The sequence below is a fragment of the Lacisediminihabitans sp. genome (genome assembly GCF_036404185.1).
In the GTDB taxonomy this organism is placed as follows: Bacteria; Actinomycetota; Actinomycetes; order Actinomycetales; family Microbacteriaceae; genus Lacisediminihabitans.
This window is the reverse complement of sequence record NZ_DASWPB010000073.1, coordinates 1-12,254: the sequence shown is the minus strand read 5'-3', so window position 1 is coordinate 12,254 and position 12,254 is coordinate 1. Positions and strand designations below refer to the sequence as shown.

General features: G+C 68.5%; 12 protein-coding genes and 1 pseudogene. 3 read left to right on the top strand and 10 right to left on the bottom strand.

Annotated elements, in window-relative coordinates; genetic code table 11:
* Window positions 1-121 (top strand): annotated as a pseudogene (locus tag VGC18_RS04145) (IS5/IS1182 family transposase); the annotation flags it as partial.
* Window positions 122-132: 11 nt separating this feature from the next.
* On the opposite strand, the gene VGC18_RS04140 reads toward VGC18_RS04145, so the two are convergent.
* On the bottom strand, window positions 133-1,542 hold the full coding sequence (locus tag VGC18_RS04140; protein WP_331094520.1) for a hypothetical protein: 1,410 nt from the start codon (window positions 1,540-1,542) through the stop codon (window positions 133-135).
* A gap of 138 nt (window positions 1,543-1,680) precedes the next feature.
* Here VGC18_RS04140 and VGC18_RS04135 point away from each other — a divergent pair, with 138 nt between their 5' ends.
* On the top strand, window positions 1,681-2,820 hold the full coding sequence (locus tag VGC18_RS04135; RefSeq protein WP_331094518.1) for a pyridoxal phosphate-dependent aminotransferase: 1,140 nt from the start codon (window positions 1,681-1,683) through the stop codon (window positions 2,818-2,820).
* A 61-nt stretch (window positions 2,821-2,881) separates the two neighbouring features.
* Here the strand turns inward: VGC18_RS04135 and VGC18_RS04130 are convergent, their stop codons facing one another.
* The 7 genes from VGC18_RS04130 to VGC18_RS04100 form a co-directional block, all read right to left on the bottom strand.
* Window positions 2,882-3,646 carry an ABC transporter ATP-binding protein gene (locus tag VGC18_RS04130; RefSeq protein ID WP_331094516.1) on the bottom strand — a complete coding sequence of 255 codons (765 nt, stop codon included), beginning with the start codon at window positions 3,644-3,646 and terminating at the stop codon, window positions 2,882-2,884.
* On the bottom strand, window positions 3,643-4,458 hold the full coding sequence (locus tag VGC18_RS04125) for an ABC transporter ATP-binding protein (protein WP_331094514.1): 816 nt from the start codon (window positions 4,456-4,458) through the stop codon (window positions 3,643-3,645). Before VGC18_RS04125 ends, VGC18_RS04130 begins: the two co-directional genes overlap by 4 nt.
* Window positions 4,455-5,315, bottom strand: a complete 861-nt coding sequence (locus VGC18_RS04120; protein WP_331094512.1) for an ABC transporter permease — start codon at window positions 5,313-5,315, stop codon at window positions 4,455-4,457. Before VGC18_RS04120 ends, VGC18_RS04125 begins: the two co-directional genes overlap by 4 nt.
* Window positions 5,312-6,310, bottom strand: a complete 999-nt coding sequence (locus VGC18_RS04115) for an ABC transporter permease (RefSeq protein WP_331094510.1) — start codon at window positions 6,308-6,310, stop codon at window positions 5,312-5,314. Before VGC18_RS04115 ends, VGC18_RS04120 begins: the two co-directional genes overlap by 4 nt.
* Window positions 6,311-6,386: 76 nt before the next feature.
* The gene (locus VGC18_RS04110; protein ID WP_331094508.1) at window positions 6,387-7,886 is read right to left on the bottom strand and encodes an ABC transporter substrate-binding protein; all 1,500 of its coding nucleotides are present in this window, start codon (window positions 7,884-7,886) and stop codon (window positions 6,387-6,389) included.
* Window positions 7,887-7,926: 40 nt separating this feature from the next.
* Complete coding sequence (locus VGC18_RS04105) at window positions 7,927-8,676, bottom strand: DUF1684 domain-containing protein (protein ID WP_331094506.1); 750 nt, start codon at window positions 8,674-8,676, stop codon at window positions 7,927-7,929.
* A gap of 109 nt (window positions 8,677-8,785) precedes the next feature.
* Window positions 8,786-9,205, bottom strand: coding sequence for a hypothetical protein (locus VGC18_RS04100; RefSeq protein ID WP_331094504.1), 420 nt, complete (start codon window positions 9,203-9,205; stop codon window positions 8,786-8,788).
* A gap of 187 nt (window positions 9,206-9,392) precedes the next feature.
* Between VGC18_RS04100 and lepA the strand changes: the two genes are divergently transcribed.
* Entirely contained in the window at window positions 9,393-11,240 is a 1,848-nt protein-coding gene (lepA, locus tag VGC18_RS04095) for a translation elongation factor 4 (protein ID WP_331094502.1), read from the top strand.
* 158 nt (window positions 11,241-11,398) lie between these two features.
* Here the strand turns inward: lepA and VGC18_RS04090 are convergent, their stop codons facing one another.
* Together VGC18_RS04090 and VGC18_RS04085 are read right to left on the bottom strand one after the other, a co-directional pair.
* The gene (locus VGC18_RS04090; protein ID WP_331094500.1) at window positions 11,399-11,821 is read right to left on the bottom strand and encodes a type II toxin-antitoxin system VapC family toxin; all 423 of its coding nucleotides are present in this window, start codon (window positions 11,819-11,821) and stop codon (window positions 11,399-11,401) included.
* Complete coding sequence (locus tag VGC18_RS04085) at window positions 11,818-12,054, bottom strand: type II toxin-antitoxin system prevent-host-death family antitoxin (protein WP_331094498.1); 237 nt, start codon at window positions 12,052-12,054, stop codon at window positions 11,818-11,820. The genes VGC18_RS04090 and VGC18_RS04085 overlap by 4 nt, the downstream gene beginning before the upstream one ends.
* Window positions 12,055-12,254 lie beyond the last annotated feature (200 nt).

Here is a 12,254-nt window from a genome sequence, read left to right as displayed (position 1 = left end):
CGAGCGCTCCTTCAACACCTTCAAGCAGTGGCGCAGCATCGCTACCCGCTACGACAAACTCGCCATCGTCTACCGCGGAGGTGTTGTGCTCCGCGCGATCTCCATCTGGCTAAAACAATAAGGAGACACGCCCTAGCGGTGCTGGTGCTCCCGGCGGCGACGAGCCGTCACCGTGAGGACCATCCCTGCCAGCACGAGCAGCGCACCGCCGAGGAACCACGGACCGCTGTCCGCTCCGGTGAAGGCGAGCTCTGGGCCACCGGGATCGACCACCGTGGTACCGCCGGTGACCGCGGCGACGGTCACCCCGCCGACCCAGCCGACCAGCGCACCGGTGCCGTCGTAGGCGGCGATCGTATGGGTCCCGGCCGCGAGCGTGTCCGGAACGGTGAAGCTCACTACTCCGGAGCCGTCGGCGAGGAACCAGCCGATCAGGGTGGGTGTGGAGTAGGCGTACACCGCGACGTACTCGTTTGCGAAGCTCGGCCCGAGGTCCAGGGTGTAGTCCCTGTCAGCGGTGTTGGCGATCGCGGTGGAGGGGATCTCCTCCGTCGGGGCGAGCGCGGTCTCACTGGCCGCCGCGGGGACGTCGGTGGTCGGCGCGGCGGGAGTCCAGTTCGTGGTCTCGGAACTGCCGTAGTCGATGCCGGAGATCAGATAGCCCTTGCCCTCTGTCGCGGGGACGGTGGGGATGCCGGTCTGATATCCGCTGCCGTCGGCCGACGGGGCGGAGGTCGGCACTCGGAAGACCATGTTGGTCGCGGTCTTGGGTGTCGAGGAGCTGAGCGCGGAGTAGTACTCCCAGGTCGGGACGACCGCGGCGAGAGTGCCGTCGATGGTCACGTCCGTCTGGTCGGGCCCGTCATCGACGAAGTGGGTCACCGTCGAGACGGTGTGCGGCACGTTCGGATTCCACAGCCCACCGGGGAGCGGCCCCTGGATGCGTGCGGATCGCCAGGCGGCGACTTCGCCCGACACACCGTCGCTGGGCATCCAGATCGTCCCGATCTCGAGCCCGCCGTCGACGTGGCGGAAGAGCAGCTCGCCAGCGGAGCGATCGGTCGCGTGCCCCACGTTCACCTCGAGGGCGAGACCGTCCTGGTATCCACCGGTCGCCGAGGCGATCGTGTAGGAGGTCGAGAAGGTGTTGTAGGCCGCCCCGCTCGCTGTCTCGCCCGCCGCGGTGACGTACGGGGTGATGAGCTGGCCGATGACCTGCGAGGACGGCGCCTTCGCGTTGGAGAAGCGCAGGCTCACCCCGACGGGGAGACCAGAGGCCGGGAAGTCGGAGTCGTTCACGAGCGCGTAGTCGTAGTTCGGCGCGGTCCTGCTGTCATACCACCAGCCGTTCTCGCCCCGAGGGCTCTGATCGGCGACCGTGTACCCGGACGCGGTGAAGTCGACGTTCAGATGGTCGGGTGGCAGAGGCACCGCATAGCTGGGTGCGGCGGTGGCGACGCCGAGTGCCGCGACCGCGACGACGATGGCCGCCCCGAAGATTCCGCGCCCGCGCAGGCGCCCGATGATGACGTGATCGTCCATGGTGGTTGTGCTCTTCCCGAGGGACCTATGCACCGCCCCGCCGACAGGCTTCGCGATCGGGTGGTCGATAGTGGGGCGGCGATGACCTCAGTAGCACCTTACGCCCCCACGTCGTGTGGGGTGGAATAGCCTGGCTGCATGCCATCGCTCGCCCATCACATCCCCTCCGTGCCTGCCTCCGGAATCCGGCGGATCTACGAGGTCGCGGTGGAGCTCGACGACGTCATCTCCCTCGGCGTCGGCGAGCCCGACCGTCCGGTCGCCCCGCACATCCTCGCGGCGGGCGCGGCGGCCTGGCGCGATGACCTCACCAACTACTCCGCAAACGGGGGCATCGCGCCGTTGCGTGCCGCCATCGTCGAGAAGCTCGCGCGGGAGAACCGGATGCACGTGGAGGTCGAGCAGGTCTGGGTGACCATGGGCGCGACCCAGGGGCTGTACCAGGCGATGACCGTGCTGCTCGCGGCGGGGGACGAGGTGCTGGTCCCCGACCCCGGATACACGACCTTCACGATGAACGCGAGGATGCTCGAGGCGGAGCCGGTGCCCTACCCGCTTCGGGCCGAGCGCGGTTTCGCCCCCGATCTCGAGGAGCTCGAGTCCCTGGTGACGGAGAAGACCCGCGTCATCATCGTCAACAGCCCGTCCAATCCGCTCGGCGTGGTCTTCGACGAGGAGCAGCTGCGGGGCATCCTGGACTTCGCCCGTCGGCACGACCTCTGGGTGCTGAGCGACGAGGTGTACGAGTACTTCACCTACGGGCGGCCCCACGTGAGCATCGCCAGCCTCGACGAGGACGATCGTGTCTTCAGCGTCTTCTCCCTCTCGAAGACCTACGCCATGACCGGCGCGCGCGTCGGCTATCTCGTGACTCCGCCGGGCCTCACCGCCACCATGCGCACGGTCCAGGAGGCGTCGATCAGCTGCGTCGGGATGCCGGACCAGTTCGCCGCCATCGCCGCCCTCACCGGCGACCACCAGCACGTGGCCGACTCCCGTGAGCACTATCGCGGCAACCTCGAGGCCGCCTGTTCGCTGCTGGATGCGCGGGGCATCCGCTATCAGCGTCCGGAGGGCGCCTTCTACCTGTGGGTCGATCTCGCCTACGCCGCCGACGGGGACGTCGCGGGCTGGGCGGAGCGCTTCCTGCTGCGCGAGCACGTCGCGGTCGCACCCGGCAGCGCCTTCGGGCGGTCGGGCGAGGGCTGGATCCGGATCTGTCTCGCGGCGAACCGCGAGCGGCTGCTCGAGGGCCTCGGCAGGCTGCCCCGCCCCTGAGGTCGGACCGGCTGAGGTCGGACCGGCTGAGGCCGGACCGGCCGAGGCCGACCCGGCTGGGTCAGGCGGGCAGTCTCGGCACGCTGTCCAGCAGCCGGCGGGTGTAGGGATGCCGGGGGTGATCGAGCACGGCGGGTGTCTGACCCTGCTCGACCACGCGCCCGCGCTCCAGGACGAGCATCCGCCGGCACAGCGCGGCGACGACTCCGAGATCGTGGGAGACGAGCACCACGGTGAGCTCAGACCGCTCGCCGAGCTCGGCCAGCAGGTCGATGATCCTCACCCTGGTCGAGACGTCCAGCGCGCTCACGGGCTCGTCGGCGAGCAGCACCTTCGGGTCCGCGACGATCGCCCTGGCGATGGCGATCCGCTGGCGCTGGCCGCCGGAGAACTCGTGCGGGAACCGGGCGGCCGCATCCGCGGGCAGCCCCACGGAGTCGAGCGCCGCGGCGACGCGCACAGCGACGGCGGCCCGATCGGTCTCGAGTCCCAGCGCCCGCACCGGCTCGGCGACGATCCGCCCGATGCTCTGCCGCGGGTCGAGGGAGGAGTACGGGTCCTGGAAGACCATCTGGGCCAGCCGACGGTAGGCCATGAGACGCGCCCGGTCGCGCGGATCGAATGGCTCTCCCCTGGCGAGCACCGTGCCGGTCGATGGACGCGCGAGCCCGAGCAGGATGCGCAGCAGCGTGGTCTTGCCCGCGCCCGACTCGCCGACGATCCCGAGGTTGATCCCTGGCTCCACCGAGAACGACACGTCGTGCAGCACCGGCTCGCCGCGACGGTAGGCGAAGGAGATCTCCCTGGCCTCGATGAGGGCGGTCACGAGGTCGCCGATCGGTCGAGGGCTTCGTCGAGCTTCCTCGCGCTCGCCACGAGGTCGCGGGTGTACGGATGCCGGGCAGCCGTCAGCAGCTCGGTCAGCCTGCCCTGTTCCACCGGCTGTCCATCCTTGAGCACGATCACCCGGTCGGCCACCCGCGCGACGACCGCGAGGTCGTGGCCGATGAAGAGCAGAGACATCCCGCGGTCGCGCACGATCCGGTCGAGCAGGTCGAGGATCTCCGACTGGATGGTCACATCGAGCGCGGTCGTCGGCTCGTCGGCGATGAGCAGCTCGGGCCGGCCGGCGAGGGCGATGGCGATGGCGACCCGTTGGCGTTGCCCGCCGGAGACCTCGTGCGGGTACGCCCTGGCGATCCGGTCGGTGTCGCCGAGGCTGACCTCCTCGAGCGCGGCGGTGACCGCGGCGGCGAGCCGCCTCCTGTCCAGCCTCGCCCCCTCGGCCCTGGCCCTGCGGCGCAGCGGCTCGGCCAGCTGCGCCCCGAGCCGCATGAGCGGGTCGAGGGCGGTGAGCGGCTCCTGGAAGACGATCCCGGCCGCCCGCCCCCGAAGCCGGTTCATGGTGCTCTCGCTCGCACCGACGATCTGCGTGCCCCCGAGCCCGATGCTGCCCCTGGGCTCCAGCCCCTCCGGCAGCAGTCCGATGATCGACAGGGCGGTGAGCGACTTGCCGCTTCCCGATTCCCCGATGAGGCCGAGCCGTTCGCCGGGCGCGAGCGAGAACGAGAGGTCCCGCACGAGCGCACGCCCGTCGGTGCCGACGATCCGCAGGTCCTCGACCTCCAGGGCGGTCATCGTCGGCCCCGCCGCGTCGGGTCGCCGATGTCGCGCAGCCCGTCGGCGAGCAGGTTGATCCCGACGACGAGCACAACGAGGAGCAGCCCGGGCACGATCGCGCCGAGCGGCGCCGTGTAGACGGTGCCCTGTGCCTCCTCGAGCATCCGGCCCCAGGACGCGTTGGGCGGGGGTGCCCCGAGCCCCAGGTAGGACAGGCTCGCCTCGGCGAGCACGGCCAGGCCGAACTGCAGCGCGAGGTTGACCAGGACGGTCGGCCAGACGTTCGGCAGCACGTGCTGAAGGATCACGCTCAGCCAACCGCTGCCGGAGGTGCGGGCCGCGGTGATGTAGTCCTGCGAGAGCACCCGTTTCGCCAGGATCCTGGTGAGCCGCGCGACGATGGCGCTCATGGCGATCCCGATGGCGAGGATGGCCGATCCGAGTGATGCCCCCCTCGCCGCGATGACCAGCATGGCCAGCAGCAGCGTGGGAAAGGCGATGAGGATGTCGAGGATCGCCGAGATGGTGTCGTCCAGCCACCGGCTGGCGAAGGCCGCCGCGAGCCCGACGATGACACCGAGCACCGCACCCAGCGCCACCGATCCGCCGCCGGCGGCGAGGGCGATGCGGGCGCCGATCATCAGCTGGGTCAGCAGGTCGCGGCCGAGCTCATCCGTCCCGACCCAGTGCTGGATGCTCGGCCCGGCCAACCGGGATCCGCTCGTGTCGCTCGGTGGATAAGGCAGGTAGACGAGCGAGACCAGAGCCGTCAGCACGATGATGCCGACGAGTACGAGGCCGACGGTGAGGTTGACGGACCGTCGCCGCGGGTCGCGGGTCACGGTGTCGACGGTCAGCGCTGAGATCGCGGTCACGGTGTCGTCCTGACTCTCCTGGCGCGGCCGCCCGGTCGGTTGCCGGAGAGGCTCGTGCGCAGCCGCGGATCGACGAGGCGCTGCACGAAGTCGGCGACGAAGCCGACCACCAACACACCGAAGGTGCTCACGAAGAGGATGCCCTGGATGTCCGGATAGTCGTGCTGGGAGATCGCGGTGAGCAGCATGCTCCCGAGTCCGGGGAGCGCGAAGACACTCTCGACCACCACCGCCCCGAGGAAGGTCGTCGCCAGCTCGATGCCGAGGATCGAGATGACGGGAACGGAGGCGTTCCGCAGGCCGTGGTGCCACATCGCCGACCGGAAGCTGGCGCCGAGGGCCCTCGAGGTGCGCAGGTAGTCGCTGCCGAGGACGTCGAGCGTCGCCGAGCGCACGTAGCGCACGAGCGAGGAGGCCATGACGATGGCGATGGTCAGCACCGGGAGCGTCAGCGAGCGGACGGCGTCGAGGGGGTTCGCCCAGTCGTCCTGCGGGAAGCCGCCGGCCGGCAGCACGCGGAGGATCAGCGCGAAGAACGACACGAGCAGGACGCCGACCCAGAACACGGGGATCGCGATCCCGAGCTGGGAGAGCGCGGAGAGGGCGACCCCGTACCAGCGATGCGAACGGTAGGCCGCCAGGAACCCGACCGGCACGGCGATGACGACGGCCAGCACAAAGGAGAGGAGGGTGAGCGGCACGGTCACGACCAGGCGGGAGGCGATCTCCGGCCCGACGGGGAGGCCGCTGATGAACGAGGTGCCGAGGTTGAAGGTCGCCAGCTGGCCGAACCAGGACAGGAACTGCCGCGCGAGCGGCTGATCGGAGCCGATGGCGTGCCTGGCCGCGGCGACCTGCTCCGGCGTCGCGCCGACCGAGAGCAGCGCGTTCGCCGGGTCGCCGGGAAGCAGCCGGAGCAGCACGAAGAGCACGGCACTCGCGACGACGAGCGACAGGAGCAGGAAGCCCAGCCGCCTCAGGACATAGATGGTCATGACGATCCCAAACTAATGCCCCGCGTCGTGGTGGCCCTGGATGGGACCGCGGCGCGGGGCATCGGTGTGCTGCCGGTCAGCTCTTCTTGACGATGTTGTAGGCGTAGAACTGCGAGTTGAGACCGTTGAGCGGGTAGCCGCTGATCTTCGTTGAGGCGACGACGATCTGCGGGTAGAGATAGAGCCAGTCGCTCGCGGCATCCGCGACGATCTGCTCGTTCGCCTGCTTGAGCTTCGCCGTCTGCTCGTCCGCGGTGTTCGACTGCTCCGCCTGGTCGATGAGGGTGGTGACCTTCGGGTTGTTGTATCCCCAGTAGAAGTCCGGGTTGCCGTAGAAGACGACGTCGCGGTCGTTCACGTGCTCCTGCATCGTCGCCACGAAGTCGTGATTCTGGTACACCTTCGTGTACCACTCGTCCGCCGTGATGATGTTGATGGTGACGGTGATGCCGACCTTCGCGAGCTCACTCTTGATGAACTCGGCCGCCGCGGGATGCGGGTCGTAGTTCGGGGTGTCGAGAGTGAAGCTGAACCCGTTCGGCAGGCCGGCCTGGGCCAGCTCCTGCTTGGCGAGATCGAGGTTGTACGGGTTCACCGAGGTGAGGTCCTCGTACCAGGGGTCGGTCGGCGGCACCATGGATCCGGTCACCGTCCCGTACTTGCCCCAGATGGAACTGAGCAGCTTCCTGTCGTCGATCGCCGAGGTCACCGCCTTGCGGACGAGCACGTTGTCGAACGGGGCGACCCTGTCGTTGAAGGCGAGCAGCAGCTTGGTGGTCGACTTGCCGTCGTTGACCTTGTATGCGGGGTTGCCCGCGAACTGGGCGAGGGCATCCGGGCTCTGCTCGCTCGTCACGACGTCCACCGCGTTCGTCAGGAGCGCGTTGTTGAGCGCGGTCGCGTCCTTGTAGTAGGTGAAGACCACCTCCTTGTTCTTCGCCGGTGTTCCCCAGTAGCCGGAGAACCTGGTGAGGCTGAGCGAGCTGCCGTGTTTCCAGGTGTCGAGCCGGTACGGACCGGTGCCGTCCTCGCTCGTCTTGAGGTTCTTCGCGGTGTGGTCGATGATCCAGACGTAGCTCAGGTTGTAGACGAGCGAGATGGATTTGCTCGACAGGGTGATCACGACGGTCTTGTCGTCGGGCGTCGCGATGGACTTGATGACGGAGAGGTCGCTCTTCCTGGCCGACTGCGAGTCCTTCGCCGTGACCTTGTTGATGCTGTACTTGACATCGGCGGAGGTGAGGGCCGCGCCGGAGTGGAACTTCACCCCGTCCTGGAGGGTGAAGGTGTAGGTGAGGCCGTCCGGCGATGCCGTGTAGTCCTTGGCGAGCAGGTTCTTGACCGTGCCGTCGTCGGTGAGGGCGAAGAGGCCCTCGTAGACGTTGCCGTTCAGCGCCTCGGTGACGCCCTGCCCGCCGCCGCCGGTGTTGTCCAGGTTCTGAGGCTCGTAGACGGAGCCGATGGTGATGGTGGCGTCCTTCGGCGAGGCGTTCGTCGTGGCTGTCGACGAGCATCCCGCCAGCGCGACGATCGCCGTCAGGGCGAGGCCGGCAAGCAGACCGGTGCGTTTTTTCACGGTGTTCTCCTGTGATTGTGGTGGTGCGGGGAAGCGAGGACTAGTGGCCGGCGTGGCCTGCCGAGAAGACGACCGCGCGCTCGCCCGCCTCGATGGGCACGGCGAACCGGTTCTGCCGGGGAGGCAGCGGGCAGTTGTACTGATCGGAGAACCCGCAGGGCGGCACAAAGGCCTTGTTGAAGTCGAGGACGACGGGGCCGGCCGCGTCGAAGTCGCCGGAGGGCCGCTCGACGAAGAGGAACCGGCCGGAGGCGTAGGTTCCGCCGGCCGACTCCGGCGCACCGTTGGTCGGATCGCCGAACACCAGCAGCAGCACGCCGCCGTCGTCGAAGGCGCTCAGCCGGTAGTCGACTCCGTCGCGCTCGAAGGTGATGTCGCCGGGGACGACGAGGTCGCGGGTCCCCCCGTTGTCGCGGATGTGCTCGAAGGGGATGGTCCGGCCGGGCTCGGCGGGGGTGAAGGTCGCCTCGATGACCCACTCGGGGTTGAACGGGAAGATCGAGATGGTCTCGAAGGCCTGGATGGCGGGGGAGGCCGCATCCCACAGCCTGATGCCCGACTCCGGTTCGCCCGTGTCGATGTCCTCACGCTCGAGGCGGGTGACGGTGACCGTGTCCGGCTGCCCGGCAAGGGCCTCCGCGTCCGACAGCGTGGTGCCGGACGGCAGCCACCGCGTCTCGACGAGTGCCAGGTTGCCCTGGGGAGAGGCGACCGTCGTCAGCCGGCGGGTCCGCCATTCCTCGCGGGCGGCGCGGGCGGCATCGATGATCGGTTCTGCTGTTCTGGGCACGGGTCAATCCTTCTCGGCGCGAGGTCCACAACGTAATCGGATTGCGTTTTATAACGCGCCATGCGGCCCAACCCGCTCACCGCCCGTGCTATTCCGTTCGCCGATCGCGCTATTCCGCCCGGTGACCGGCCACGCTCACCCTGCCCAGGTCGTGATTGCTCGCCGCGAAGTCCTCGAACGAGGTGACGCTGTCGTCGACCGGGAAGGCGTCGCCGTCGAGGACCAGGGACCGGAAGGTGCGCCCGGCCTCGTCGTCGAGGGTGCGCCGCCTGCACCATTCGGCGAGCTTGCGCCTCAGCCTGCCATCGGTGTTGTCCTCCGGCAGGTGAACGACCCACACTCGGTGCCGGGTGGTCGTGACGATCGCGGTCGGCACGACCTCCGCCTCGCCCCGGTGAACGGGAATCGTCAACACGCCATCTCGAAAGTTCTGCTCGACCGCGAGCACGTCCTGTGCGCGGTCCAGAAAATCGAGGAGCGACTCGAGCGGGGCAAAAGCCCGTTCGTCATCGAAGACTGCTCCCGACATCCATCCCTCTCTTAGCGATCTCCCAGCTTCGCTGAGTAGCTCTCGACTTATTCTGCACCCTATCGCCGCCGATATACCACCGCCCCTTAAGGGGGAGGGGGCGCCGAAGCGGGAACGGGGGCGTCGGGCGGCCGCTCGGACGGGAGTCGGATAGGAGCGAGGGCGGAGCCATGGGACAATGACACAAATGTCTCCCCGCGCACTCCAGGCTCTCGAGCCGGCCTCGACCGACCCGGCCTTCATCCGCAACTTCTGCATCATCGCCCACATCGACCACGGCAAGTCCACGCTGGCCGATCGAATGCTGCAGATCACCGGGGTGGTCAGCGACCGCGACATGCGGGCCCAGTATCTCGATCGCATGGACATCGAGCGGGAACGGGGCATCACGATCAAGAGCCAGGCCGTGCGGATGCCCTGGGAATCGGACGGGGCCACCTACGCCCTCAACATGATCGACACCCCCGGGCACGTCGACTTCACCTACGAGGTGTCCCGCTCGCTCGCCGCCTGCGAGGGCGCGATCCTGCTCGTCGACGCCGCCCAGGGCATCGAGGCGCAGACGCTCGCGAACCTCTATCTCGCCCTCGACAACGACCTCACCATCATCCCGGTGCTCAACAAGATCGACCTGCCGGCCGCGGACCCCGACAAGTACGCGAGGGAGCTCGCCGGCCTCATCGGCGGCCGGCCCGAGGACGTGCTGCGGGTGTCCGGCAAGACGGGAATGGGGGTCGAGGAGCTGCTCGATCAGGTCGTCCGCCTCATCCCGGCCCCGGTCGGGGACGCGGATGCGCCCGCCCGCGCCATGATCTTCGACTCCGTCTACGACTCCTACCGCGGTGTCATCACCTACGTCCGCATGATCGACGGCTCGATGGCCCCGCGCGAGAAGGTCATGATGATGAGCACCAAGAGCACCCATGAGCTGCTCGAGATCGGGGTGAGCGCCCCGGAGCCGACCCCGACGAAGGGTCTCGGCGTCGGCGAGGTCGGCTACCTGATCACCGGCGTCAAGGACGTGCGGCTGAGCAAGGTGGGTGACACCGTCACCAACTCGGCGAAACCGGCGACCGTCGCCCTCAGGGGGTATTCCGAGCCGAAGCCGATGGTGTTCTCCGGCCTCTATCCGATCGACGGCTCGGACTATCCCGTGCTGCGTGAGGCCCTCGACAAGCTCAAGCTCTCCGACGCGGCGCTCGTGTACGAGCCCGAGACCTCCGTCGCCCTCGGCTTCGGCTTCCGTTGCGGGTTCCTCGGCCTGCTGCACCTCGAGATCGTCACCGAGCGCCTTGAGCGCGAATTCGGACTCGACCTCATCGCCACCGCCCCCTCCGTGATCTACCGGGTCACGACGGAGGACAAGCGGGTGACCACCGTCACCAACCCGAGCGAGTTCCCCGGCGGCAAGATCGCGAGTGTGTCCGAGCCGATCGTGAAGGCATCCATCCTCACCCCGAAGGACTACGTCGGCACGGTCATGGAACTCTGCCAGGGTCGTCGAGGCACGATGAACGGCATGGAGTACGTCGGCGAGGACCGGGTGGAGCTGCACTACACGATGCCGCTCGGCGAGATCGTCTTCGACTTCTTCGATCAGCTGAAGAGCCTGACCAAGGGCTACGCCTCGCTCGACTACGAGCCGACCGGCGACCAGGATGCCGACCTGGTCAAGGTGGACATCCTGCTGCAGGGGGAGGCTGTCGACGCCTTCAGCGCCATCGTGCACAGGGACAAGGCGTACGCCTACGGGGTGCTCATGACCGAGCGGCTCAAGAAGCTCATTCCGCGGCAGCAGTTCGAGGTGCCGATCCAGGCCGCCATCGGGGCGCGCATCATCGCCCGCGAGTCGATCAGCGCCATGCGCAAGGACGTCCTGGCGAAGTGTTACGGCGGTGACATCACCCGAAAGCGCAAGCTCCTCGAGAAGCAGAAGGAGGGCAAGAAGCGCATGAAGATGGTCGGCCGTGTCGAGGTGCCGCAGGAGGCCTTCATCGCCGCGCTCTCCGGGGACACCGAGGCGAAAAAGAAGTAGCTCCGGCCGTTGCCGGGAGTTCTGGCCGGGCCTGCGTCTCGGTCTCCCGTTGGTGGCGGGAGAAACTGCACCACGGCGGGAGGCCCGTCTCCCGCCGCGAGACAATTTCTCCGCCGCGACGAGGACAGGCAGACGGCTGAGCCCGGCTCGCGCCCGCCTCAGCGGCGGTCGGGATGGGGAACGGCCACGACGTCGAGCTCGTCGATGCCCGCGAAGTCCGAGGGGTTGCAGGTGTACAGCGGAATGGCGGTCGCAACTGCGGTCGCGGCGATGAGCGCGTCATAGGCGCGAGCCGCGGGCTTCCTGCCGGCGCGGCGAAGGGATGCGGCGACCCGGCCGAACGCCCTGGCCGCGGCGGCATCGAAGGGGATGGGTTCGAAATCGGCTTCGGCCTGCTGAAGGTGCGCCTGACGTGCGGCCCTCTCCTCATCCGATGCGGCCACATGCGGGCCGACCGACAGCTCGGCCAGCGTTATCACACTGATCATCGGCTCCGCGGGAAGGGACGTGGAGTCCGGAAGGCGTCCCAGCAGGATGATCGTCGAGGTGTCGAGCAGACCCCGGGAGCGGTCGGGACTCATATCGTGGCGTCCAGCACGGAGTCGATGTCGCGTCGGAAGGCATCGACATCGAGGTCCGGGAGCGAACGGCGTCGTGCGATCAGCTCGGCGGGCGACACGGCTCCTCGGCGGAGGGGCCGAATCTCGGCGACCTCTGCCCCGTCCCGCGTCACGACCAGCGTCTCGCCGCGGGCAACGCGAGTGAGCACCTCACCACCGTGGTTGCGCAGGTCTCTCATGGTCACCGCATCCATGCTGGCAGTGTATCACCGGTGATACACGCCGTGCCGGGACCACCCTCCGGTTCGCCGCGTCATCCTTTCGCGGTGCTGACGGCGACGGCCGCGAGGACCGCGACGTCCTTGGCCGGGCTGCCGAAGCCGTAGGCGGTCACCAGCGCGTGATCGATGTAGCCCTCCGCCCAGCAGGTCGTCCCGCCGGCGGAATCGCACAG